General features: G+C 70.9%; 13 protein-coding genes, 1 tRNA gene and 3 pseudogenes. 6 read left to right on the top strand and 11 right to left on the bottom strand.

Translation table 11 applies throughout. From position 1 onward, the window contains the following. Window positions 1-33: 33 nt before the first annotated feature. On the bottom strand, window positions 34-2,832 hold the full coding sequence (polA, locus tag BJF83_RS06805; protein ID WP_075925619.1) for a DNA polymerase I: 2,799 nt from the start codon (window positions 2,830-2,832) through the stop codon (window positions 34-36). A gap of 114 nt (window positions 2,833-2,946) precedes the next feature. Between polA and BJF83_RS06800 the strand changes: the two genes are divergently transcribed. Continuing rightward, window positions 2,947-3,378: a PaaI family thioesterase gene (locus tag BJF83_RS06800; RefSeq protein WP_075925618.1), complete on the top strand. Its 432-nt coding sequence runs from the start codon at window positions 2,947-2,949 to the stop codon at window positions 3,376-3,378. Window positions 3,379-3,825: 447 nt separating this feature from the next. Further along, a complete protein-coding gene (locus BJF83_RS06795; RefSeq protein ID WP_075925661.1) occupies window positions 3,826-5,073 on the top strand; it encodes an ABC transporter substrate-binding protein in 1,248 nt (415 codons plus the stop codon). Between the two features lie 448 nt (window positions 5,074-5,521). Here BJF83_RS06795 and BJF83_RS06790 read toward each other — a convergent pair. From BJF83_RS06790 to BJF83_RS06770, 5 genes and pseudogenes are all read right to left on the bottom strand, one after another. Beyond that, window positions 5,522-6,375: pseudogene (locus tag BJF83_RS06790) on the bottom strand (ABC transporter ATP-binding protein). Further along, complete coding sequence (locus BJF83_RS06785; RefSeq protein WP_075925617.1) at window positions 6,368-7,240, bottom strand: ABC transporter ATP-binding protein; 873 nt, start codon at window positions 7,238-7,240, stop codon at window positions 6,368-6,370. The pseudogene BJF83_RS06790 and the gene BJF83_RS06785 overlap by 8 nt, the downstream one beginning before the upstream one ends. Next, window positions 7,230-8,219, bottom strand: coding sequence for a branched-chain amino acid ABC transporter permease (locus tag BJF83_RS06780; protein WP_075925616.1), 990 nt, complete (start codon window positions 8,217-8,219; stop codon window positions 7,230-7,232). Before BJF83_RS06780 ends, BJF83_RS06785 begins: the two co-directional genes overlap by 11 nt. Before the next feature lie 12 nt (window positions 8,220-8,231). Continuing rightward, complete coding sequence (locus BJF83_RS06775) at window positions 8,232-9,797, bottom strand: branched-chain amino acid ABC transporter permease (protein WP_075925615.1); 1,566 nt, start codon at window positions 9,795-9,797, stop codon at window positions 8,232-8,234. A gap of 324 nt (window positions 9,798-10,121) precedes the next feature. Then, window positions 10,122-10,691: an ANTAR domain-containing response regulator gene (locus tag BJF83_RS06770; protein ID WP_075925614.1), complete on the bottom strand. Its 570-nt coding sequence runs from the start codon at window positions 10,689-10,691 to the stop codon at window positions 10,122-10,124. Between the two features lie 159 nt (window positions 10,692-10,850). Here BJF83_RS06770 and BJF83_RS06765 point away from each other — a divergent pair. Together BJF83_RS06765 and BJF83_RS06760 are read left to right on the top strand one after the other, a co-directional pair. Next, a tRNA-Leu gene (locus BJF83_RS06765) sits at window positions 10,851-10,924 on the top strand. A 414-nt stretch (window positions 10,925-11,338) separates the two neighbouring features. Then, on the top strand, window positions 11,339-12,298 hold the full coding sequence (locus BJF83_RS06760; protein ID WP_075925613.1) for a DUF1266 domain-containing protein: 960 nt from the start codon (window positions 11,339-11,341) through the stop codon (window positions 12,296-12,298). A 172-nt stretch (window positions 12,299-12,470) separates the two neighbouring features. Here the strand turns inward: BJF83_RS06760 and pyk are convergent. Continuing rightward, a pseudogene (pyk, locus tag BJF83_RS06755) lies at window positions 12,471-13,903 on the bottom strand (pyruvate kinase). Window positions 13,904-14,155: 252 nt separating this feature from the next. On the opposite strand from pyk, the gene BJF83_RS06750 reads away from it, so the two are divergent. Next, window positions 14,156-14,698, top strand: a complete 543-nt coding sequence (locus tag BJF83_RS06750; protein ID WP_316042214.1) for a maleylpyruvate isomerase N-terminal domain-containing protein — start codon at window positions 14,156-14,158, stop codon at window positions 14,696-14,698. 189 nt (window positions 14,699-14,887) lie between these two features. On the opposite strand, the gene BJF83_RS06745 is transcribed toward BJF83_RS06750, so the two are convergent. The 3 genes from BJF83_RS06745 to gltB all read right to left on the bottom strand — a co-directional run bounded on the left by BJF83_RS06745 (window position 14,888) and on the right by gltB (window position 22,109). Continuing rightward, window positions 14,888-15,781, bottom strand: coding sequence for a prenyltransferase (locus BJF83_RS06745; protein WP_075925612.1), 894 nt, complete (start codon window positions 15,779-15,781; stop codon window positions 14,888-14,890). A gap of 284 nt (window positions 15,782-16,065) precedes the next feature. Beyond that, window positions 16,066-17,520: a glutamate synthase subunit beta gene (locus BJF83_RS06740; protein ID WP_075925611.1), complete on the bottom strand. Its 1,455-nt coding sequence runs from the start codon at window positions 17,518-17,520 to the stop codon at window positions 16,066-16,068. Window positions 17,521-17,552: 32 nt separating this feature from the next. After that, the gene (gltB, locus tag BJF83_RS06735; RefSeq protein WP_075925610.1) at window positions 17,553-22,109 is read right to left on the bottom strand and encodes a glutamate synthase large subunit; all 4,557 of its coding nucleotides are present in this window, start codon (window positions 22,107-22,109) and stop codon (window positions 17,553-17,555) included. 579 nt (window positions 22,110-22,688) lie between these two features. Here gltB and BJF83_RS06730 point away from each other — a divergent pair. Next, window positions 22,689-24,451 (top strand): annotated as a pseudogene (locus BJF83_RS06730) (bis-aminopropyl spermidine synthase family protein). A 79-nt stretch (window positions 24,452-24,530) separates the two neighbouring features. On the opposite strand, the gene BJF83_RS06725 reads toward BJF83_RS06730, so the two are convergent. Further along, a complete protein-coding gene (locus tag BJF83_RS06725; RefSeq protein WP_075925609.1) occupies window positions 24,531-25,325 on the bottom strand; it encodes a hypothetical protein in 795 nt (264 codons plus the stop codon). Window positions 25,326-25,685: the final 360 nt, after the last annotated feature.

Genomic DNA, 25,685 nt, shown 5'->3' with positions numbered 1-25,685 from the left:
CGCTCGCGACGGACGGCGTCCACCACACACTCCCTAGTGCGCGGCGTCGTGCCAGTTCTGCCCGCTGCCGACCGACACGGCCAGCGGGACCCGCAGATCATACGCGGTGCTCATCTCGTGCGTCACGAGGTTTTCCACCCGTTCCCGTTCGCCCGGCGCCACCTCGACCACGAGCTCGTCGTGCACCTGGAGCAGCACCCGCGAGGCGAGTCCGCCCTCGGTCAACGCCGCGTCCACCTGGAGCATCGCCACCTTGATGATGTCCGCCGCGGACCCCTGGATCGGAGCGTTGAGCGCCATCCGCTCCGCCATCTCCCGACGTTGCCGGTTGTCGCTCGTCAGGTCCGGCAGGTAGCGCCGTCGGCCCAGGATGGTCTCGGTGTACCCGGCCCTGCGCGCGTCGTCCACCACCGAACGCAGGTAGTCGCGCACCCCGCCGAACTGCGCGAAGTAGTCCTCCATGAGCTTCTTCGCCTCGTCGGGCGCGATCCCCAGCTGCTGCGACAGCCCGTACGCGCTCAACCCGTAGGCGAGCCCGTAGCTCATCGCCTTGATCCGGGACCGCTTGTGGCCGTCCACCTCCTCGACCCCGATGCCGAACACCTGGGCCGCCATGTGCGCGTGGAAGTCGTAGCCGCTGTTGAACGCGTCGATCAGCGCCCGCTCCCCCGACAGGTGCGCCATGATCCGCAGCTCGATCTGGCTGTAGTCCGCGGTGAGCAGCTCCTCGAAGCCCTCCCCGACCACGAACGCCCGCCGGATCCGCCGCCCCACGTCCGTGCGCACCGGGATGTTCTGGAGGTTGGGGTCGGTCGAGCTCAGCCGTCCGGTCGCCGCCACCGTCTGGTTGAACGTGGTGTGGATACGGCCGTCGTCGGCGACCGTCTTGACCAGACCCTCGACCGTCGTCCGGAGCTTGGTCTGGTCCCGGTGGCGCAGCAGCACCACCGGCAGCTCGTTGTCGGTCTGCGTCGCCAGCCACGCCAGCGCGTCCGCGTCGGTCGTGTACCCCGTCTTGATCTTCTTCGTCCGGGGCAGCCCCAACTCCTCGAAGAGCACCTGCTGGAGCTGCTTGGGCGAACCGAGGTTGAACTCGCGGCCCACGATCTCGTGTGCCCGCTCCACCGCCCCGCGCGCCGCCGCCGCGAACTCGCCCTGGAGCCCCTCCAGGTACTCCAGGTCGGCGGCGATGCCCGCCCGCTCCATCCGCGCCAGCACGTCCACCAGCGGCAGCTCCACCTCACTCAGCAGATGCGCGCCGCCGCGCCCGTCCAGCTCCGCCGCCAGCACCCCGGCCAGATCGCGGGTGGCCGCCGCCCGCACCGCCAGCGACCGCTGGCGGTCCCCGACGGCGTCACCGCCGCCGCCCAGGTCCAGGGCCAGCTGAGCGCCGTCGGTGTCCTCCTCCAACTCCCGGCCCAGGTACGTGCGGCACAGGTCGGCCAGATCGAACCGCCGCTGCCCCGGCTGCGCCAGATAGGACGCCAGCGCCGTGTCGCTGACCACCCCGTCCAGGGACCACCCGTGCGCGCCCAACGCCAGCAGGGCGCCCTTGTACTCGTGCACGGCCTTGGGGCGCGCCCGGTCCGCCAGGAACGCCGACAGCGCGTCGGTGTCCGCCGGGTCCAGGACCTCGGGGTCCACGTGGAGCGCGGCGCCCGTGGGCACGCAGACCGCCAGGGCGTCGACCCGACCGGCCCCGCTCCCCCACACGCCCTCGACGGCCAGACCCGCGGGCGCCTCGGCGGTCAGCGCGTCGGCCGCCGCGTGCTCGGCGAGCCACGAGGCCACCCCTCCCGTCCCGGCGACGGTGACGTCGACGGAGAACCCCTCCGCCGCCTCGGCCCCGGCGCCGCCCTGCGGCCCGCCGACCCGGATCACCGCGTACAGGCGCTCACGCAGGTTCGACGCGAACTCCAGGTTGTCGAACAGCGCGTCGATCCCCGCCCGGTCCGCGTCCGCGACCACCAGCTCGTCGACGCCCACGCCCAGGTCGACGTCGGTCGCCAACCGGTTGAGGCGCTGATTGCGCAGCACGTCGTCCAGGTGGTCGCGCAGGTTCTGGCCCGCCTTGCCGGTGATCTCGTCCACGTGGGAGACCAGTTCGTCCAGCGACCCGTACCTGGCGATCCACTTCGCCGCCGTCTTGGGCCCCACCCCCGGAACACCCGGCAGGTTGTCCGCCTTCTCCCCCACCAGGGCGGCCAGGTCCCGGTACCGCTCCGGCGAGACGGCGTACTTCTCCTCGACCGCCTCCGGGGTCATGCGCTTGAGGTCCGACAGGCTCTTGCCCGGGTACAGCACCGTGCAGTCCGGCGTCACCAGCTGGAAGGCGTCCCGGTCTCCGGAGGCGATGAGCACCTCCATCCCGGCCTCGCCGCCCTGGTGCGCGAGCGTGGCGATCACGTCGTCGGCCTCGTAGCCCGGGGCCGACAGGTTCGCCACCCCCATCAACCGCATCAGGTCCTGGGTGAGCGAGACCTGCGACGGGAACGCCTCGGGCGTCTCGGACCGCCCGTCCTTGTACTCGGCGTACTCCTCGTGCCGGAACGTGGGACCCGACAGGTCCCACGCCACCGCCACGTGCGTGGGCTCCTCATCCCGCAACAGCTTGACCAGCATCGACGTGAAACCGTAGACGGCGTTGGTCGACTGTCCGGTGCTCGTGCCGAACTTCTCCACCGGCAGCGCGAAGAACGCCCGGAAGGCCATCGAGTGGCCGTCCAGGAGCAACAGGCGGGGCCGTCGGCCGCCGCCCGCCGCAGGGGAGTCGCTGCCCGTCCCGGCGCCGGCACGGGAATTCTGGTCGGGGGTCTCTCGCTTGGTCACCACAGGTGAATCCTAAGATGCGCACCAGACAATCCGCGGCCATCACCGGGAGATCGGCGACCGAGCCGCGCACGACCGCCCCACCGGGGCGCCCCCACCGGACCGGAAGGCACCACCATGTCCACAGACTTCGAGTCCCTGCGCACCCAGTTCGGGGACGGCACCATCAGCTTGGGCGCCCTCGCCGACCGCATGGGCGTCGAGGTCACCGAGGCCTCCGCCGAACGCGTCGTCGGGCGGATGCCCGTCAGTGGCAACGAACAGCCCTTCGGCCTCCTGCACGGCGGCGCCTCCTGCGTCCTGGCCGAGTCCCTCGGCTCGATCGGCTCCACCATCCACGCGTCCCAGTTCGGACGCGTCGCCGTGGGCATCGAGATCAACGCCACCCACCACCGCTCCGCGACCGAGGGCCACGTGACCGGTGTCGCCACACCCGTGCACCTCGGCCGCACCCTCGCCACCTGGGACATCGCCATCACCGACGACAACGGCACGAAGGTGTGCACCTCCCGGCTGACCTGCATGCTGCGCGAACTCCCCGGCGCCTGACCGCGGGCGGGCTCGGCGAGCTTCCGAGTCGGAGCCCGCCGGGCCCGGCCCGGTCCCGGGAGCGGACACACCCGTCGCACGCCGACGCCACCGGGCCCGGTCGACGGCGGAACCGAGCGCCTCGGCGCCGCCTACCTCGACGACCCGGCCTCGTCGTGCCCACCGCCCACGACACATCGCCACCCCGCGGTCACTGAAACGGTGCCGTCCGTCCAACGCCGCAACGTCGCCGATCAGGGATGACTACAGAGCCATAACAGCCTGACGGCGAGTCGGCACCAACGCCCGAACCGTACTTCCACGGCGCGAACTTCCGTGATTAAGCTCCGCTAACGCTCCTGATTAAGCAATGCCATACAACGCGGGCATACAGGACGCATTCGCACCATCGGCACGTCTGCGCCACGCAGCCCGTGCATCGTCCGTCGAACGGAGTTGACCACGACCATGGCAAGCAAGAAGCTGCTAGGCCTCACAGCCGCGACCGCGGCCCTGGTACTCGGACTCACCGCGTGTGGCAACGGCGGAGAGGGCGATGGCGAAGGCGGCGGCGGAGGCGAGGCCTTCACCTTCGGCATCCTCTACCCGCAGACCGGCGCCCTCGCCTTCCTCGGCCCGCCCCAGCTCAGCGGCGCCCAGTACGCCATCTCCGAGATCAACGAGGCCGGCGGCCTGCTCGGCACCGAGATCCCCGCCCTCATCGAGGGTGACGAGGCCGGCGACGCCGCCCAGGCCAACGAGGCCGCCAACGCCCTCGTCGGCGACGGCGTCAACGCGGTCATCGGCGCCGCCGCCTCCTCCATGACCCAGGCGTCCTACGACACCATCACCAGCGCGGGCATCGTCCAGTGCTCCGGCTCCAACACCGCGCCCGACCTCACCGAGATCGAGGACAACGGCCTCTACTACCGCACCGCCCCCAGCGACCTCCTCTCCGGCCCGGTGATGGCCCGCAAGATCGTCGACGACGGACACGTCACCGTCGGCATCGTCGCCCGCGCCGACGACTACGGCTCCGGCTACATGGGCGGCCTCCAGAGCGAGCTAGAGGCCCTCGGCGCCGAGGTGGTCGTCACCGAGACCTACGACCCCGACGCCACCAACTTCTCCGGCGTGGTCGACAACGTGACCAGCGAGGAGCCCGACGCGATCGCGCTCATCTCCTTCGAGGAGGGCGGCCAGGTGCTGGCCTCGCTCCTGGAGAGCGGTGTGGAGGGCGACCAGCTCTACATCACTGACGGCCTCAACTCGCCCGAGCTCGGCAGCACCGTCGACGAGAGCGACCCCGAGATCGTCACCGGCATCACCGGTGTCGCTCCCGGCGCCGACAACCCCGCGTTCAACGAGGGTCTGGCCGAGTTCGCCCCCGAACTGGACGTCTACCAGTTCGCCCCGCAGGTCTTCGACTGCGTCACCGCCATCGCTCTGGCCGCCGAGGCCGCCGAGAGCACCGACCCCGCCGACTACTCCGCCGAGCTGGGCAACGTGACCAGCCCCGACGGCACCGCGTGCGCCAGCTTCTCCGAGTGCCGTGACCTGCTCGCCGAGGGCGAGGAGATCGACTACCAGGGCGTCAGCGGCAACATCGACTGGGACGAGAACGGCGACCCGACCTCCGCCACCTTCCAGATCTTCCACTTCGGGGAGGAAGGCTACGAGACGGCCGGGTACGAGGAGTACTCCGTCGAGGAGTGACCCGCCCACCGTCGCGGACGCCCCCGCCCGCCCGCGACGACGCCGTACCCACCACGAGGCGCCCCGGGACACCGTCCCGGGGCGCCTTTGCGCGTATGCCGGGAGCCGCCGCCCGGCCCGCCTCTGACAGCCTCCCGTGCGGGGTCTCCTCCACGCCGCCGGGCCCCGCCGTGCCCCGCGACCGTCCCCCAGCGCCTCCCGCAGCGGCCCGCGGCGGTCCCCAGCCCGACGCCGACCACCGCGACAGGCGTCCGTCCCCCAGCGCTTCCGTCACACGGGCTCAGCACCCCCCAACCGTCCCGGCCGCCACGCCCACGGCCCCACACCCCCCGCGCGGAACGGGGAGCGCCGGGGCGCTCACCACCCACCTGGGCCGCTCCACACCCCTCGCACACGGAAAGGGGGCGGGGTCCGCGGACCCCGCCCCCCAACCGGGGAACCCCGTGGATCAGCCCTTCGCGAGCGTCCCCAGGTACAGCTCGATCACGTTCGGATCGTTCAACAGGTCACGACCGGTACCGGTGTAGGCGTTGCGCCCCTGGTCGAGCACGTACCCGCGGTCACAGATCTGCAGGCACCGGCGGGCGTTCTGCTCCACCATGACCACCGAGACGCCCGTGGAGTTGACCTCCTTGACCCGCTGGAAGACCTCCTCCTGGTAGATCGGCGACAGACCCGCCGTCGGCTCGTCCAACAACAGCACCGACGGATTCATCATCACGCCCGACCCATGGCCACCATCTGGCGCTCACCGCCCGACAGCGACCCGGCCTTGGCCTTCCGGCGGTCACCCAGCAGCGGGAACAGATCCGCCACCACCGTGAACCGCTCGGCGAACGCCTTCGGCCGCAGGAACGCCCCCATCTGGAGGTTCTCCTCGATCGTCAGCGAGGGGAACACGTTCCGCGTCTGCGGCACGTACCCGACCCCCCGCTCCACCAGGCTGTGCGCCGCCAGGCCCGCGATGCTCGCACCCCGCAGCGTCAACGAACCCGACCGCACGGGGATCAGCCCGAAGACCGTCTTGATCAACGTCGACTTGCCCGCGCCGTTCGGACCGATGATCGCGACGACCTCACCCTCGGTGAGCGTCAGCGTGCACCCGTTGAGGATGTTCACCCCGGGCACGTACCCGGCCACCAGCTCCTTCGCCAGCAGCAGGTAGTCCTCGGGACCGCCCACCTCCTCGGCCGCCTCCGACCGCGCGTGTTCCAGCACCTCCTCACGGTGCCGCTCGAAGACCGCGGCCTCCTCGGCCCCCGCCGGAACCTCCACCGACCCCAGATCGTCGTTCTCAGTCATCACCGCTCCCCCGGGCCTCGTCCGCGTCGACCTCCTGGGCGCCCAGGTAGGCGTCGATCACCTGCTGGTTCGAGCGGATGTCCGAGGGACGCCCCTCAGCGATCACCCGCCCCTGCGCCAGCACGACGATCCAGTCGCTGATCCCCATGATCACGTCCATGTCGTGCTCCACGAACAGGACCGTCTTGCCCTCGTCCCGGAGCGACGTGATGTGACCCAGCAGGGACTGCACCAACGCCGGGTTCACACCCGCCATCGGCTCGTCCAGCATGATCATGCTCGGATCCGTCATCAACGCACGCGCCATCTCCAGCAGCTTGCGCTGACCGCCCGAGAGCGCGCCCGCGATCTCGTCGCGCTTGTCGATGAGCTTGAACCGCTCCAACAACCGCAGGGCGCGCTCGGTGTTCTCCCGCTCCTGACGCTGCCACATCGGCCGCAGGAACGCACCCGCCATCCGTTCGCCCAGCTGCCCGGTCGCTCCCAACAGCATGTTGTCGAGCACCGACATCCGCGTGAGCGCCTTCGTCAACTGGAACGTCCGCACCATTCCGGCCTTGGCGACCTGGTGACCCTTGCGCCCGTTGATCGGCTGGCCCTCGAACGTCCAGCGACCCGCGTCGACCCGGTCGAACCCGGTCAACAGGTTGAACAGCGTCGACTTCCCGGCGCCGTTCGGGCCGATCAACGCCGTGATCGTCCCGCGTTGCACCTCCAGGTGCCGCACGTCCACCGCGGTCAGACCACCGAACGAACGGCGCACCCGGTCCGCCACCAGGATCGGATCGGACTTGCCCGACCCCGGCTCCGGCTCCGCACCGGCCATCCGGTCGACCGTCACGGGGTTCACCTCGTCACTTGACATTGACCAGCATCTCCTTGCGGTCGCCGATGAGGCCCTGCGGCCGGAAGACGATCAACACCACCAGCATCAGACCCGCGAAGGCCAGCTGGAGCGCACCGTAGTCGGGACCGCTCAGGAACGGCAGCCAACCCATGGCGCCGAACCCCTTGAGCACACCGTCGGTGAAGGTCATCAGGAACCAGAACGCCATCGATCCCAGCACCGGACCGAACACGCGACCGGCGCCACCGAGCAGCAGGATCACCCACAGGAAGAACGTCACCTGGGGCTTGAACTGGTCCGGTGCGATCGACGCCTGGTACACGGCCAGGATCGCCCCGGCCAGCGCACCGATCAGACCGCCCAGCACCAGCACCTGCATCTTGTACGCGAACACGTTCTTGCCCAGGCTGCGGACCGCCTCCTCGTCCTCCCGGATGCCCTTGATGACACGGCCCCACGGGCTGTGCATCAGCAACCAGGTCAACCCCGCCAGCAGCAGGACCAGCGACCACGTCACCACCAACACCCACAGGTGGTTGCCGTTGTACGACAGCGGACCCAGCGTGTAGAACCGGCTCGCGTCGAACGGATTCAGGGCGCGGAAGTCCCCCGCCAGGTTCTGCAGCCCGTACACGCTGCTCGTCAGCGGATCGGCGAACTCCGCACGGTACAACAGGCGCAGCACCTCGGCCGCGGCGATCGTGGTGATCGCCAGATAGTCCTCGCGCAACCTCAGCGTGGGGATGCCCAGCAGCAGCGCCAACACCACCGCGCAGGCCAACCCCATGAGGACGCCCACCGACAGCGGCAGGTCGAACACCGCCACGCTGATCCCGACGCCATAGGCGCCCACCAGCATGAAGCCGACCTGGCCGAAGTTCAGCAACCCCGTGTAACCGAAGTGCAGGTTGAGACCGATCGCCGCGACCGCGTAGATCGCCGCGACCGGACCGATCGCCGATCGGGTCGAATCGGCGAGGATCGAAAGGATATCCATCGTCTACCTCTCCTAGCCGACCCGTTCACGCCGACCGAGCAGGCCCTGCGGCCTGACCAGGAGCATGAGGATCATCAGGGCCAGAGCCCAAGCCTGCATGAGCTGGGACGGGAACCACAGGGTGGACAGCACCGCCACCAGGCCGACGGCCAGACCGCCCACCATCGCCCCGTAGGCCGTCCCCAGGCCGCCGAGGATCACCGCAGCGAACATCAGCAGCAGCAGGCGGAAGCCCATCTCGTAGTCGACCACCTGGTTCAGACCGAAGAGCACACCGCCCAGCGACGCCAGAGCGCCGCCCAGACCCCACACGTACAGGGTCACCCGGTCCACGTCGATGCCCGACGACTCCGCCAGGTCCCGGTTGTCCGACACCGCGCGCATCGCCTTGCCGATGCGGGTGAACTGCAACAGGCAGGCCACACCCACCAGCACGACCAGCGCCACGCCCATGACCACCAGGTCACGCGGCGGCAGCGACACCGGCCCGATCTCCACCAGGTCCTGGATCTGGAACCCGGCGTACCGCTCACGGCGCGCTCCGAAGAGCACCAGGATCACGTGGCGCAGGATCAGCGCCAGACCGATCGACACGATGAACATCTGGATCATCGCGACGTTGCGGTGCCGCAGCGGGCGCCACACGTAGCGCTCCATCGACCCGCCCAGCACGGCACCCATCAGGACCGCGACCACCGTGGCCGCCCACAGCGGAAGCTGCCAGCCGACGCTGTCGCCCAGCACGCCCAGCAACGTCGCCAGCACCAGACCGGCGAAGATCGACACCCACTGCGTGACGATCAGCCCCGTCCACGGCATCCGGCCCTCGGCGAACACGCCCAGCAGGATTGCCCCGCCCAGACCGGCGAAGATCGCCAGCAGGGCGTTGCCCATGCCCGAGGCGCCCGTGCTGAAGAGCATGGCCATCATCGCGCCGAACGTGACCATGTCGCCATGCGAGAAGTTGATCAGCTTCGTGGTGCCGAAGATCAGCGACAGGCCGATCGCGGACACCGCGATCACCAGGCCGAACAGGACACCCGAGACCGTCAGCTGGGCCAGCCGCTCCCCGAAGGAACCGCCGCTGTCACCCACCGCGATCGACTCGTCGTCGGCCGGGGCGTCACTCTCCGCGCCGGAGCCCTCCGACTCCCCCTCCAAGGGGCTCGGGGAACCCGCGTCGGCGTCACCGCCGGCCGGCACCAGCGCGATGATCAGGGGGCGGCGGTCATCCGCCTCGACCTCGACCTCGGCCTCACCGTCGACCACGAGCGACGTCTCTCGTACGGCGAACTCGCTGGGGATGGACTCCTGGTCCACCACGACGCGGTACCCACCCGGTCCGGGCAGTTCCACTTCCCACAATCCATCAGGGTCGGTTTCGCTCGCCCCGATCTCGTCATCCTCCTGGAAGACCGTGATCCCGATGCCCTCGACACCTTGATCCCGGTCGTCCGGGTGGCTGATCTGACCGTGCAGCGCCTCACCGCCCTGTTCGTCTGCCGTCGCCGCTGGCCCGGGGATCACCAGGATGGCGGTGATCAGGGCGAGCAGCACGGTCACGAGACGTGTGCGCACGCGCGCTCCTTGCGCATCTGAGGTTGGCGATGCCGAATGCGCGCATTCGACACCGTTGTCCTTTGCTGTTCGGTGCGGTGATTTTAGCCCGATTTAGCCTGGTCATTCAGCACCGCTTAAGCCACGTGACCCAACCGTCACCCCATTGTGCGCAACCGAGATCGAACCGGTACGTGCGGCCGGTTGACCCTGAACGGTTGTCTGGTTGTCGCCGCGAACGCCAGCTGGTCGGCACATTTTCTCCGCCGGAGGTACCCAGGACGACACACGGGGGCCGCACCCGGTGTGGGTGCGGCCCCGTGCGGCGCGTCGGGCCGAGGCGGCTCAGCCCTGTTTGCCGCCGAGCGTCTCGACGACCGTCTCCGCGACCTTGCGCATTGTCAGCCGGCGGTCCATGGAGTTCTTCTGGATCCACCGGAACGCCTCCGGCTCGCTCATCCCGTGGCGGCCCTGGAGCAGACCCTTGGCCTGCTCGACCAGTTTGCGGGTCTCCAGACGCTCCTGGAGGCTGCTGACCTCCGATTCCAGGGCGGCGAGTTCGGTGTAGCGGGAGGTGGCCATCTCGATCGCCGGAACCAGGTCCGACTTGGTGAAGGGCTTGACCAGATAGGCCATGGCCCCGGCCTCACGCGCCCGCTCGACCAGCTCGCGCTGGGAGAAGGCGGTGAGGATCACGACCGGCGCGATCCGCTCCTCAGCGATGCGCTCGGCGGCGGACAGGCCGTCGAGCACCGGCATCTTGATGTCGGTGATCACCAGGTCCGGCTTCAGCTCCCGGGCGAGCCGGATGGCGGTCTCACCGTCACCGGCCTCGCCGACGACGGCGTACCCGTCCTCTTCCAGCATCTCCTTGAGGTCCAGGCGGATCAGGGCCTCGTCTTCCGCGATCACCACGCGGCTCTGCGTCCTCGTCACGTACACGAGGTTACCGAGATCCGCTAGGATGCTGGACGTGGGGACCGGCAATGCGTGCCAATCGTGACGTCGGCGTCGGTGCGCGAGGCAGCATCGACAAGAGAATTTGGTTCCCAAAGCACCAGACAGAGCAATCCAGCCCTGGTAGCCCAATCGGCAGAGGCGGCAGATTCAAGTCCTGCTCAGTGTGGGTTCGAATCCCACCCAGGGTACAAGAGCCACCCCACGGGGTGGCTCTTTGCTGTTCAGGAGCCTCGCGGCGAGGCCGGAAGCACTGACACCAGCGGGGGACCGCCTGGAAGGTCCCCGTCTACGGGACTTCGCCGCACAGGGACGCGCACGTCGTGTCCATCTCGACCAGGGCCGCCGTCGCCCGCATGGACTCGTTCGTGGGGCCGAAGTACTGACCCGGCACGGGGCCGCGAGGGTTCCGGCCAGAACCTTGGTATCTACCCAGCCAGTTCGATACCACTTGGGCCTTTTGTCACTTTATGCCGGGGCATCCGGGCCGAAGGGGTCACATCACGGCCACAACCTGGGTACAACCCGTGGGTTCGGTCGCTGTTGGCCCCCGACGTCCCCGATCCTTGATACTCCAGAGCGGAGTTCCAGGAGAGGAGCAGCGGGTGCTGACCGCGGTGTCCGGGGTGATCGGAGCACTCGTCATCGGCGCCTGGGTCGTCGTGGCCTGGGGGTCCCGCCGTCGCCTGCCCTGGCTGCTGACCCCCGTCGCCCTCCTCATCGTCGTCCTCGTCGCCGTCGGCCGACCCGGCTGGGCCCTGCTCCCCGTGGTCGCCCTGGTCGCCGGGTCGTTCGCCGAACTGGTCGTCGGATCGCGCGAGTCCCCCGCGGTCCGCACCAAGGACCCCGACGCCCCCCTGAGCACCGAGCGGTGGGCCGCCGCCGTCGCCGCGCCGTTCCGGGTCGCACTCGCCGAACCCTGGGACGTGGTGGCCCGGCCGTCGCTGCGCCGCCGCTACCGCCGCGTGCTGGAGCGGCAGTGGGCGGTGACCGACCGCGAGTCCCTGCTCGCGGCGGTCGACGGGCTCCAGGAGGAACTGCACTCCGGGCCCTCCCTCGACCTGGTCGTCGACCTGCGCGCGGGCATCGCCAAGTCGCGGCTGCCCCAGGACCAGGGCGGTCACTCCACGGGGGCGAACGTGCGGTTGACCCCGGAGCAGACCGACCGGTTGCGCGCGGTCGCCGACTCCCCCGAGGCGGACGAGACGGTGATCATCGGCGCGTTCCAGTGGTGGAAGTCGGTGCACGTGATCCGCCTGGTGTGCGCCGGCGCGTCGCTGGACTGGTTGTCTCCGGTGGAGACGCAGACGCTGCTGCGCCGGGTGGCCTCCGATCTCCAGCGCCGGTACTCGTCGTGGCACCAGTTGTCGGTGGCCTTCCACGCCGGGTACCTGCTGTGGCCGGAGCGCGGTGTGGAGGGTGAGCACGGGGGCGCCGACCGGGTGTGGACGGCGTTGGGGCTGTTGACCGATGATCCGCGGAGTCCGTGGAACCTGTTGCCGTGGGACATGCCGCTGGAGCGGGTGATCTCCGAGGGCGGGGTGGCCAGCGGCCAGGAGCAGTAGGCGGGGCTCCGGGGCTTCCCGGTGCACGACGGCTCCCTCGTAGGCGTCCGTTCCCCGACGAGCGTCGGCCGCATCGGTCCTGGCCCGGACGGTCGGCGCGGCTCGTTCGCCTTACCTCCGGGCCCGGACCCGATGCGGCCCGTGCGCGGGCGCCTCGTGGGCGCTCCGGCCGCTACCGCGGGTTGAGCGCGACGGCGTCGCCGAGCTTGTGGACGCGCAGGGAGTTGGTGGACCCCACGGTTCCGGGCGGACTGCCCGCGACGATGACCACCTTGTCGCCCTTGGTGTACTCGCCGAGTTGGAGGAGTTCGGCCTCCACCTGGCGGACCATGTCGTCGGTGTTGTCGACCCACGGCACGAGGTTGGTCTCCACACCCCAGACGAGGGAGAGCAGGCCCCGGGTGCTGGCCTCGGTGCTGAAGGCCAGGAGAGGGATGGGCGACCGGTAGCGTGCGAGGCGGCGCGCGGTCTCGCCGGACATGGTGAAGGCGACCAGTGCCTTGGCGCCGACGGTGGCTCCGATCTCGGCGGCGGCGCGGGCGATGGCTCCTCCGGTGGTCTCGGGCACCCGGGTGAGGATGTGCGACGCGCGGAGGGACTCCTGTTCGGCGGCGGCGACGATGCGCGCCATGGTCTCGACGGTTTCGATGGGGTACTGTCCGACGCTGGTCTCGCCGGAGAGCATGACGGCGTCGGCGCGTCGAGGACGGCGTTGGCCACGTCGGAGGCCTCGGCGCGGGTGGGCCGGGGGGCTCCGATCATGGATTCGAGCATCTGGGTGGCGACGATGACCGGTTTGGCCTTGTCCCGGCAGCGTTCGATGGCGCGCTTTTGCACCATGGGAACGTTCTCCAGGGGGAGTTCGACGCCCAGGTCGCCGCGGGCGACCATGACGCCGTCGAAGACCTCGATGATGTCGTGGAGGCGTTCGACCGCCTGGGGCTTCTCGATCTTGGCGATGAGGGGGACGGTGACGCCCTCGTCGTCCATGATGCGATGGCACTCCTCGGCGTCGGCGGGGCTGCGGACGAAGGAGAGGGCGACCATGTCGACACCGTTGCGGAGCGCCCAGCGCAGGTCGGCCTCGTCCTTGTCGGTGAGCGCGGGAACGCTGACGGCGACGCCGGGCAGGTTCAGTCCCTTGCTGTTGGAGACGGCGCCGCCGTAGATGACGCGAGTGTGGACGTCCGTGCTGGTGGTCTTGGTGCATTCCAGCACGACGCGGCCGTCGTCGATGAGGACGCGGTCTCCGGGGCGGACGTCGCCGGGGAGTCCCTTGTAGGTGGTGGAGACGCGGGTGGCGTCGCCGGGGATGTCGTCGGTGGTGATGGTGAACTCGTCGCCGGGGGCGAGTTCGTGGGGGCCGTCGGCGAAGGTGCCGAGGCGGATCTTGGGGCCCTGGAGGTCGGCGAGGACGCCGACCGATCGTTGTGCGGCCTCAGCGGCGGCTCGCACGTTGGCGAGGTTGGCGCTGTGGTCGTCGTGGGTTCCGTGGCTGAGGTTGAGTCGCGCTACGTCCAGTCCGGCGTCGACGAGCCGGCGGAGGACTTCCGGGCTCGACGTGGCGGGACCGAGGGTCGCGACGATCTTTGCTCGACGTGTCACGTGCACAACTCTAGAGGGTTGGTCGGGTGCAGTGGTCTAAACCAGGTTGCGAATGGACGTATGTCCGGCGGCGGCGGGGCGAACGGTGGCGGGATGGCCGGGGGTCGGGTTCTGGCTGATGAGGCCGGTTTCGGTACCGTTCGGGCGGTAGAGCCGGGTTCTGGTCGAGGGTGGGTGTGCGGTGTTCGCGTACGAAGAGGTCGTGGCGGCTTTGGAGTCGGAGACGGCGGCGCTGGCGGGGGCCTGGAGGGGTTGTCGGAGTCCGAGGCGGTGGTGGCGACACGGTGTGCGCCGTGGGACGCGGCGGCGTTGGCGGTGCACACGGTGGGTGCGATCGTGCGGGTGAACGACATGTTGGCTGGACCGGCGCCGAAGGGGGACGGGGCGGTTCCGGTCTCGGCCGCGGGCTACTACGCGCCGGACGCGCGGTTCTCGCCGGAGGTGAACGAGGAGCGGGTGCGGTCGGCGGTGGAGGCCGCGGCGCGGCGGGCGGACGCCGGGGAGCCCGGCCGGGTGCTGCGTGCGGGCTGGGCGGCGTTGAGGGAGCGCCTGGCGGTCGAGGAGGGTGGTCGTCAGGTGGTCACACGACACGGTGATCCGATGTCGTTGACGGACTTCCTGGTGACGAGGGTGGTCGAGGCGGTGCTGCACGGCTGGGATCTGGCGGACGCGTTGGGGCGCGGGGTGTGGACGACGCGGCCGGCGTGGATCTGGTGGTGCGGTTGGTGTTCGGCGCGGCGGACCGGGAGGCGGTGGAGCGGGTGTTTCCGGGGGTGCGGTCCGACGCGGCCGTGATGGTGCGGGCCGTGCGCGCGGTGACCGGCCGCTCGGACGGGAGCACGGATCAGCAGGCCCTGTCGGCGGCCGGGGTACGGTTCCTGGCGCTGGGGTGACGAACAGGGAGCCACCACGCCGGAGGCGTCGATCGAGGATGGTGGAGGGCGCCGGACCGGAGGCGCCGCCCACTCCCACGACGGGCGCGGTTCACCTGTCCCGGCGGGGTTGGGGCAGGTAGGTGCCGACGCGGCCGTAGGCGCGGAGGATGCGCAGGCGTTGGATGGTGCGCATGCCCTCGTGTTCGAGGGTGACGGCGGGGTCCCACTGCCCCCAGATGGCGTCCCAGCCTCCGTCGGAGCGCTGCTGTTCCTCGAAGACGTCGAGGCTGCGGCTGATCTCGGCGTCGGTGAAGAGGGGGCGCGCGATGTGGTGCGGGTGGCAGGCCAGGTCGAGCGGTGTGTGGACCCGGCCCTCCACGCTCGGGTGGACGTCGATCACCGCGCGGATCATGGTCGACAGGCGGTTGACGGCCTGTATGGCGCGGTTGCGGTTGGGGGCGTACTGCAGGAAGGTGCACACTCCGATGGCCTCGGCGGGTTCGGTCCAGGCGAGGGCGTCGACGCGCTTCCAGCAGTAGGCGGTGGCGGTGTCGCGCCAGTGGTGCGTGATGTGGTGCTTGTGCAGGTATCCGCAGATGAGGGCGGTGATATCGAGGCGGCCGGTGAAGTCCTCGGTCTCCAGGAGCCAGGGGGCGGCCTCGGTGTGGCGGATGGTGGGCAGGACGTGCGGGACGCTGCCGTCGGGGTCGCAGACGTTGGCGAGGAACTGGCAGACGCCGGCGCCGATGCTGTGCGGGATGGGGCCGACTTCGTCGAGGTAGCACAGGGCGATCGCGATGCCGCCGGGCTGGCTCGCGTGGCCGCGCATGTCGGGGTCGATCCCGTTGCCGTAGCCGCCGTCGAGGTTGCGGTAGGCGGCCAGGGCGGAGCGGATGGGGGCGGTGGGACCGCTCTGGAAGTGGTAGGCGAAGCGGTGGCGGTCGATCAGGCGCGCGGTACGCATGGTGAAGTGCTCCGCGGCGTGGTATGCGTCCCATGTCACAACGCTCATGTCTTCGACGGTACGACCGGGGAGTCGTCGCGGAGAACAGTCGGCCGTGCAATATATGCGATCTTTACGCCGGTGGCGGCGTGTGCCCGGCGCGGTCGCGGACCCGGTCCCCGACACCGGCGGGGGGCGGGTCCAGCCGGTGGGGGTGACGTGGGCGGGGACCGCCAGGGCCGCGTCCCCCGTGGGGTCGCGGAGCATGTCCCCGCGGGAACGGCTCCCGGGGCGCGGGGCGCGGCGGCGCGGGCACGGGGTCCCGTGCCCGGCGCGCGGGCGGTTCAGACCAGGGGCCGTTCGGTCGGCGCGATGGCGACCGGCAGGGTGGTGGTCCGGGTGAGGTGGCGGTCCACTCCGGCGGCGGCGGAGCGGCCCTCGGCGATGGCCCAGACGATGAGGGACTGGCCTCGGCCCATGTCCCCGGCGCAGAAGACGCCCTCGACGGTGGTCTGGTAGTCGGCGTCACGGACGACGTTGCCGCGTCCGTCGAGTTCGACGCCGAGCTGTTCGATCATGCCCTCCTTCTGGGGGCCGACGAAGCCCATGGCTAGGGTGACGAGTTCGGCCGGGATCTCGCGTTCGGTGCCCTCGACGGGTTCGAAGCCCTTGTCGGTGCGCTTGACCTCGACGAGCTTGAGGGCGCGGACGTCGCCGTTCTCGTCGCCGAGGAATTCGAGGGTGTTGACGGAGTAGATCCGCCTGCCGCCCTCCTCGTGCGCGCTGGTGACCTTGTACAGCATGGGCATGGTGGGCCATGGCTGGTGGTCGGGCCGCTTGGCGGGCGGCTTGGGCATGATCTCCAGCTGGGTGACGGAGGCGGCGCCCTGGCGGTGGGCGGTGCCGACGCAGTCGGCGCCGGTGTCGCCGCCGCCGATGACGACGACGTGCTTGCCCTCGGCGGTGATGGGCGGCGCGTCGTAGTCGCCCTCCTGGACCCTGTTGGCCAGGGGGAGGTACTCCATGGCCTGGTGGATGCCGCGGAGGTGGCGGCCGGTGGCGGGCAGGTCGCGCCAGGCGGTGGCCCCTCCGGTCAGGACGACGGCGTCATGGTCGGCGCGGAGCCGGTCGACGGTGATGTCGACGCCGACGTCGACGCCGGTGCGGAAGGCGGTGCCCTCGGCGGTCATCTGGGCGAGGCGGCGGTCGATGTGCCGCTTCTCCATCTTGAACTCGGGGATGCCGTAGCGGAGGAGGCCGCCGACGCGGTCGGCCCGTTCGTAGACGGTGACGTCGTGTCCGGCGCGGGTGAGCTGCTGTGCGGCGGCGAGTCCGGCGGGGCCGGAGCCGACGACCGCGACCTTCTTGCCGGTGCGCGCGGTGGGGGGCAGGGGCTTGACCCAGCCTTCCTCCCAGGCGCGGTCGATGATGGAGACCTCGACGTTCTTGATGGTGACGGCGGGCTGGTTGATGCCGAGCACGCACGCGGATTCACAGGGGGCGGGGCAGAGCCGTCCGGTGAACTCCGGGAAGTTGTTGGTGGCGTGCAGGCGTTCGATCGCCTCGGCCCAGTCGTGGGTGTGGACGAGGTTGTTCCACTCGGGGATGAGGTTGCCGAGCGGGCAGCCGTTGTGGCAGAAGGGGATGCCGCAGTCCATGCAGCGCGAGGCCTGCTTGGTGACGGCGCCCCGGTCGAGGTCCTCGTGGACCTCGCGCCAGTCCTGGATGCGCACGTCCACGGGGCGGTGGGCGGGCAGTTCGCGTTCGGTGATCTTCAGGAAACCCTTGGGGTCAGCCATGGTGTGTGTCCCTCCTCTCGTGTCGCTGACGCTCAGGACCGTGCGGAGGCCATGACGGCCTCGTCGACGTCGCGCCCGGCGCGTTCGGCCTCGGCTTGGGCGACCAGGACCCGCTTGTAGTCGCGCGGCATCACCTTGGCGATGCGGTCGAGGGCGGCGGGGCCGTCGGCGAGGAGCCGCCCGGCGACGGCGGAGCCGGTCTCGTCGCGGTGGCGGGTGAGGACGTCGGTGAGGAAGACGCGGTCCTGGTCGGTGAGCGGTTCGATCTCGACCATCTCGGGGTTGACCCGGCGGTGGTCGAGGTCGAGGACGTAGGCGACGCCTCCGGACATGCCCGCCGCGAAGTTGCGGCCGGTGCGGCCGAGGACGACGGCGCGGCCGCCGGTCATGTACTCGCAGCCGTGGTCGCCGATGCCCTCGACGACGGCGGTGGCGCCGGAGTTGCGGACGCAGAAGCGTTCGCCGGCGACGCCGCGCAGGAGGATCTCACCGGAGGTCGCGCCGTAGCCGATGACGTTGCCCGCGATGATGTGGTCCTCGGCGACGATCCGGGAGGACCGGTCGGGGCGGACGATGACGCGGCCGCCGGAGAGCCCCTTGCCGACGTAGTCGTTGGCGTCGCCTTCGAGGCGCAGGGTCACGCCCCTGGGGACGAAGGCGCCGAAGGACTGGCCCGCCGAGCCGGTGAAGGTGATGTCGATGGTGTTCTCCGGCAGGCCGGTGGCGCCGTGGCGCTTGGTGACCTCGTGGCCGAGCATGGTGCCGACGGTGCGGTTGACGTTGCGCACCGGCAGTTCGAGCGTGACCGGCTGGGCGAAGTCCAGGGCGCCCTCGGCGAGCTGGATGAGGGTGTTGTCCAGGGCCTTCTCCAGGCCGTGGTCCTGGCCGCGGGTCTGCAGCCGGTGGTCGCCCGCCCAGGGCTCGACCTCGTGCAGGATCGGCGACAGGTCCAGGCCCTGGGCCTTCCAGTGGTCGACGGCCTCGGTGGTGTCGAGCAGGTCGACGGAGCCGATGGCCTCGTCGAGGCTGCGGAAGCCGAGCCGGGCGAGGTACTCGCGAACCTCCTGGGCGATGAACTCGAAGAAGTTGACGACGTGCTCGGCCTTGCCGGCGAAGCGTTCACGCAGGACCGGGTTCTGGGTGGCGACGCCGACGGGGCAGGTGTCGAGGTGGCACACGCGCATCATGACGCAGCCGGAGACGACCAGGGGCGCGGTGGCGAAGCCGAACTCCTCTGCGCCGAGCAGGGCGGCGACGACGACGTCGCGACCGGTCTTCATCTGGCCGTCGGCCTGGACGACGATGCGGTCGCGCAGCCCGTTGAGCAGCAGGGTCTGCTGGGTCTCGGCGAGGCCGAGCTCCCAGGGGGTGCCGGCGTGCTTGAGCGAGGTGAGCGGGGAGGCGCCGGTGCCGCCGTCGTGTCCGGAGATGAGCACGACGTCGGCGTGCGCCTTGGACACGCCGGCGGCGACGGTGCCCACGCCCGCCTCGGAGACCAGCTTGACGTGGACCCGCGCGGACGGGTTCGCGTTCTTGAGGTCGTGGATGAGCTGGGCGAGGTCCTCGATGGAGTAGATGTCGTGGTGCGGCGGCGGGGAGATGAGCCCGACGCCGGGGGTGGAGTGGCGGGTCTGCGCCACCCACGGGTAGACCTTGTGGCCGGGCAGCTGGCCGCCCTCGCCGGGCTTGGCGCCCTGGGCCATCTTGATCTGGATGTCGTCGGCGTTGGTGAGGTAGTGCGAGGTCACGCCGAACCGGCCGGAGGCCACCTGCTTGATGGCGCTGCGGCGCAGGTCGCCGTTGGCGTCGGGGGTGAAGCGGGCGGGGTCCTCGCCGCCCTCGCCGGTGTTGGACTTGCCGCCGAGGCGGTTCATCGCGATGGCGAGGGTCTCGTGCGCCTCGGCGGAGATGGAGCCGTAGGACATGGCGCCGGTGGAGAAGCGCTTGACGATGGCGCAGACGGGTTCGACCTCGTCGACGGGAACGGGCTCGCGCACGCCCTCCTTGAGACGGAAGAGTCCGCGCAGGGTCATGAGCTGCCGCGACTGGTCGTCGATCTTGGAGGTGTACTCCTTGAAGATCTCGTACCGGCGGGTGCGGGTGGAGTGCTGGAGCTTGAAGACGGTCTCGGGGTTGAACAGGTGCGGTTCGCCCTCGCGGCGCCACTGGTACTCGCCGCCGACCTCCAGGCGCCGGTGCGCGTTGCCGTTGGCGGTGTGGGCGCGGCGGTGACGGATGGCGACCTCCTCGGCGAGGACGTCGAAGCCGACGCCGCCCAGCCGGGAGGTGGTGCCGGTGAAGCACCGGTCGATGACGTCCTGGCCGAGGCCGAGGGCCTCGAAGATCTGCGCGCCGGTGTAGGAGCTGACCGTGGACACGCCGATCTTGGACATGATCTTCAGGACGCCCTTGCCGAACGCCTTGACGGTGTTGCGGACGGCCTGGTCGGCGTCGATGCCGCCGATGACGCCGCGTTCGACGAGGTCCTGGACGGTGGCCAGGGCCAGGTACGGGTTGACGGCGGAGGCGCCGTAGCCGATGAGGAGCGCGACGTGGTGGCATTCGCGCACGTCGGCGGCCTCGACGAGCAGGCCGACCTCGGTACGGGTCTTCTCGCGTACGAGGTGGTGGTGGACGGAGCCGGTGAGCAGCAGCGAGGGGACGGGGGCACGCGTGGCGTCGGCCCGGCGGTCGCTGAGCACGAGGATGCGGGCCCCGTCGGCGATGGCCTGGGACACCTCTGCGTCGATCTGGTCGAGGCGCTCGGAGAGCGCGTCGCCGCCGCCGTGGACGGGGTAGGTGCCGTCGACGGTGAAGGTGCGCAGGGCCGGGTTGTCGGTGCCGGCCTCGACGATGGCGGCGAGTTGGGCCTGGTCGACCACGGGTGTGGGCAGGACGAGGCGCCGGGTGTCGCCCGCTTCGGCCTTGAGGAGGTTGCCCTCGGCGCCGAGAAGGGTGTTGAGGCTGGTCACCATCTCCTCACGGATGGCGTCCAGCGGCGGGTTGGTGACCTGCGCGAAGTTCTGCGAGAAGTAGTCGAAAAGCTGGCGGGACCGTGCGGAGAGGGCGGCGACGGGGGTGTCGGTGCCCATGGATCCGATGGGTTCGGCGCCGGTGCGGGCCATCGGGGTGAGGATGACGCGCAGTTCCTCCTCGGTGTAGCCGAACACCTGCTGGGCGAGGTTGAGTTCGGTGACCGGGACGGGGCGGGCGTCGGGCAGGTCGGCGAGGCGGACGAGGCCGGAGTCGATCCACTCCTGGTAGGGGTGTTCGGCCGCGAGTTCGGCCTTGATCTCCTCGTCCTCGATGATGCGGCCCTGGTCGGTGTCCACGACGAAGATGCGGCCGGGCTGGAGGCGTCCCTTGCGGACGACGGCGGCCGGGTCGATGTCGAGGACACCGGCCTCGCTGGCCAGAACGACGAGGCCGTCGTCGGTGACCCAGTAGCGGCCGGGGCGCAGGCCGTTGCGGTCGAGGACGGCGCCGACGAGGGTGCCGTCGGTGAAGGTGACCGAGGCGGGTCCGTCCCAGGGCTCCATGAGGGTGGAGTGGAACTCGTAGAAGGCCCGGACGGCCGGGTCCATCTCGGTGTGGTTCTCCCAGGGTTCGGGGACCATCATGAGGACCGCGTGCGGGAGCGAGCGCCCGCCCAGGTGGAGCAGTTCGAGGGCGTCGTCGAGCGAGGCGGTGTCGGAGTCGTCGGGGTCGACGATGGGGAAGATCCGGTCGAGGTCGCCGGGGATGAGGTCGGTGGCCAGCTTGGCCTCGCGTGCCCGCATCATGTTCCGGTTGCCCTTGACGGTGTTGATCTCACCGTTGTGCGCGACGTAGCGGAACGGGTGGGCGAGCGGCCAGGACGGGAACGTGTTGGTGGAGAACCGGGAGTGGACCAGGGCCAGGCCGGAGGTGTAGCGCCGGTCGGACAGGTCGGGGAAGAACGGCTCCAGCTGCGGGGTGGTGAGCATGCCCTTGTAGGCGATGGTGCGCGGGGACAGGCTCGGGAAGTAGACGTCGGTCTCGTGCTCGGCGCGCTTGCGGACGCAGTAGGCGTAGCGTTCCAGGGCGATGCCGGTGAGGCCCTCGGTGGGGGTGCCGGAGGTGCCCGCGATGAAGAGCTGCCCGAAGGAGGGCATGGCCTCGCGCGCGGCGGGGCCGCAGTACTGGGGTTCGAAGGGCGGTTCGCGCCAGCCGAGGACGGTCAGGCCCTCGTCGGCGACGATGGCGTCGATGCGCGCGACGGCGTCGGCGCGGGCGGTGGCGTCGGCGGGCAGGAAGGCGATGCCGGTGGCGTAGGCGCCGGCGTCGGGCAGGTCGAAGTCGCAGACGTCGGTGTAGAGCTCGTGCGGGATCTGGGTGAGGATGCCCGCGCCGTCACCGTCGTCGGGGTCGGCCCCGGAGGCGCCCCGGTGGTCGAGGTTGCGCAGGACGGTGAGCGCCTTCTGGACGATGTCGTGACTGCGTCGGCCGGTGAGGTCGGCGACGAAGCCCACACCGCAGGCGTCGTGCTCGAAGGCGGGGTCGTACAGGCCCTGGGACGTGGTTTCCGCGTTCGTTCGGACGGACGAACGCCGCACCTGAGCAGCAGGCATCTACCCTCCTGTCGTCTTTCGTCGGCTTCGTGAAAAGCGCATCCGGGACGACGTTGGCCCTGCTGCGTCGGGAATGAAGTTGTGCGGCCGGGTCGCGGCCGGGCCCGCTGGGCGGGTGCCGTTGTCCGCAGCCGTAGGGTCGGCCACGTCCTCGTGGCCGCGGTGGCGGATGGTCACCCGTCGCGGGAAGTTCTCTTATACACGCTGGTCCCGCCGCGACGCGAATCGCAGGTCTAGACCAGAGGGAGCTGCGGTGCGCCCTCACGGAAAGGTCGTGCCTCCCTGCGGGAGGCGGCGCGGGTCCCTCTCGGAGTTGTCCTTCCGATGAGGGCTGGCGTAGGCGTTGTTCCACGCGGGAACCCTGCTAAACCTCCCAAAGTGGATAAAACCCCGACTAGTGGTCGGGATCCCTCCGCTCCGGTTCGCACACGTGGCGCTCCGCACCGACACATTACCCCGGTGCGAACGTCAGCTCCAAGGGCTCCTCCCGGCGCTGGTGAGTGATATCTCCCTCATCCACCATGAACCGCCCTGACCTGCGATTCCATCCCCACCGCCCGCACGTGGGACGATCGGGGCATGGCAGGACACCCGACTTCCCCCGGCGCGGACCGCCCCGGCGCCGCGCACGCGTACCCGACCGCCCCCGTCCCACGAGCACCGGTTCCGGCCCCCTCGCAACGCTCCGACCCGTTGCCCGCGGCGGCATTGCGACTGCTGGTGGAACGGGGCGTGGACGCGCCCCGGGTCCGCCGCGTGCTCGCGCTGCTCTCGGACGGCCGCTGGTGGAGCGCCAACGACCTCGTGCGGGCCACCGGGGTCGCCCACGCGGTCGTGGCGGCCGCGCTCGGCGCCCTGGACGAGGCCGAGGAGCTCGACAGCGAGACGGGGGACGGGCGGCGCAGGGTGCGTCTGGTCCACCCCGCCGACTACCGGGGCGCGGTGGCCGACGATCTCGCCGACCCGGTGGCCCACCTCCTCGCGAGGTACGCGCGCGCGGGCGCGGTGCTCACTCGGGCGGTGTCCGAGGGGCCCGCGTCCGATCCGAACCTGGACCACGTCGCGGCGACCGCGGAGACGGCGCTGCGACGCGCGCTGTTCCTGCGCACCCGGTTCGACCTTGAGGACCGGGTGCTGCTGTGCGTGGGCGACCACGACCTGACCGCGCTGGCGCTGACGTTGGTCTGCCCTCGGGCGCGCGCGGAGGTCGTGGACGTCGACGAGCGGGTGCTGGCGCACGTCGAAGCGGTGGCCGAGCGCGAGGACCTGCCGGTGCGCACGCACTTCGCGGACCTGCGTCTGGGCCTGCCGTCGCCGTTGCGCGGCTGTGCCGACGTGGTTTTCACCGATCCGCCGTACACCCCTGACGGCGTGGAGTTGTTCGTCCGGCGGGGCCTGGAGGGGATGGCCGATCCGCGGCGGGGCCGGGTGCTGGTCGCCTACGGGGCCAGCGAGACCACTCCGCGGTTGGCGGCGGCGACACAGGCGCGGATGGTGCGGATGGACCTGTTGATCGAGGCGGTCTGGCCGGACTTCAACCGCTACCAGGGGGCCGAGTCGATCGGGGCCGCCTCGGACCTGTACGTCCTGCGGCCGTTGTCGAGGACCGCGCCCGCGGCGTCGGGGGACTCCGCGCGGGTGTACAGCCAGGGGGTCAACGCCAAGGAGGCGCGGGGCGGTCTGGACGCCGAGCGGGCGGAGTCGGTGGTCGGGGCCGTGCTCGACGACCTCGGCGGCACGGCGGATCCCAGGACGCTGACCCTGGTCGGCGAGTGGCCCAAGGACGTCGCCGCGGACGCGGCCGGGTCCGGCTGTCGACGTGGATCGGCGCGCCGACCTCGGCGACCGAGCACGCGGTGGTCAACCTCACCGCCGGGTGGGACCGGCTGGTGGCGCGGGCGGCGCTGGCGGCGGCGTCGGACACGTTGTACGCGCTGGTGCCGTCCGCCGCGGCGGCCGTACGGGACGAGGCGGGGCAGCGGGCGCTGCGCGCGATGGTGGAGCCGCGGTTCGAGGTGCGGTTCCTGCGGGGGTTCGGGGCCCGGAACTTGACGGCGGTGCGGTTCACTCGGAGCGCGGAGGCGGAGTCGGCGGTGGACCGCCTGATGGTCCACGCGCAGGAGCGCGCGCACGGGATGCTGCGGGCGACGCTGCGCGGCGGACTGACCGAGGTCGCGGCGTGGACGGGGCGGCCGACGAACAAGCGCGCGTCGCGGCACGCGGTGGCCTCCACGCCGGGCTGGCTGTCCGGGCACACGCTGTTGGATCTGCCGGAGCACCGGTTGGCAGGGCTGCGCGGCGTGGTGGAGGAACTGATCGAGCGGATGGAGTCCGAGGGGTGAACACGTGCGGGGCCCGGGGTGGTTGAACTGGTCCCGGGCCCTCGTCGGGTGGGGGTCGGCGGCGACCCGCGTGGGACGCCTAGTTCGTGCCGGTCGTCCCGGCGCCGCCGGCGCCCGTGGCCCCGGCCCCGTCCGTCGTCCCTGTGGTGTCCGTCGTCCCTGTGGTGTCGGCGCCGTCGGTTTCCTCGTCGGTGTCACCGTCCCCGACCCATCCGACCCTGCGCAGCAGCGGGTCGTTCACGTTGGACAGCGCCACGAGGGGCCCGGCCAGACTGACCCGGTCGTCCACCGACTCGGAGGAGGTGGGCTGGACCCAGACCAGGATGAGGTAGTGGCCGCTGACGATCGCGTCGCTGGCGCTGTACCCCTCGCCCAGGCGGTCGAAGGGGTCGGCGCCGGACGGGGCGAGCACGAACCCGCGGACGGCGGCGTCGGCGCCCTCGCCCTCCGCGGCCTCCGCGGGGTCGACCATGGTGGCGGCGAGCGCGCGGCTGGCCTCGACGTCGGCCAGGTTGAACACGGCGGTGACGGCGAAGTAGGTGTCCGACACGTAGGTGGCGCGGCCCACCTGGGTGCACCCGGCGGCCTCGACGGCGGCGGCGAGCTCCTGTCCCCACACCGCCGTCGAGCAATCCTCGGTCAGGTCCGAGTCCCTGAGGGCGAACACGATGGTCTCGTCGGCGTTGGCGATCTGCGCGTTGTGTCCCTCGAACAGCTCGCCCTCGTTGAGCGCGAGGCTGTCGTCCTCACGGGAGGCGAGCACGGCGTTCACGCTGCTGCCGTCACCGATGTCGCGGACGGTGTACGCGGCCGGCCGCGTCTGGACGGGAGCGGCGTCCCCTCCCGCGTCGTCCGGGGACCGCAGGAGGAACACGGCGCCGACGCGACGAGTGCCAGAGCGACTGCGACGGCCAGGACGATCAGCAGGAGGGGCCCGCGACGGCGCGGCTCCCGCTTGCGCCTGCCGCCCCCGCGACGGCGGCCGCCCGAACGCGCGCTCCGCCCGTCTGGCGCCCCGTCGGGGTCGCCGCCCCGCGTGCGGTTCGCCACGGTGCCGGACGCCGGTGCCTGGGCTGGATCTTGCGCGGCGCCCCGGGGAAGGGATCGCCTGTTGGGTTCCGGGTACATCGGGCCTCGAATGTCTGGACGTCGACGGTCGGATCGAGGGCCGCGCGCACGGGCCGGCCGGTGCTCGGGCACCGGCCCACCGGACGGTGTGCGGGCGTCCGAAGGC

Origin of the sequence: Nocardiopsis sp. CNR-923 (genome assembly GCF_001942255.1) — a bacterium.
In the GTDB taxonomy this organism is placed as follows: domain Bacteria; phylum Actinomycetota; class Actinomycetes; order Streptosporangiales; family Streptosporangiaceae; genus Nocardiopsis.
The sequence above is the reverse complement of the archived record's forward strand: the minus strand, read 5'-3'. Positions and strand labels throughout refer to the sequence as shown.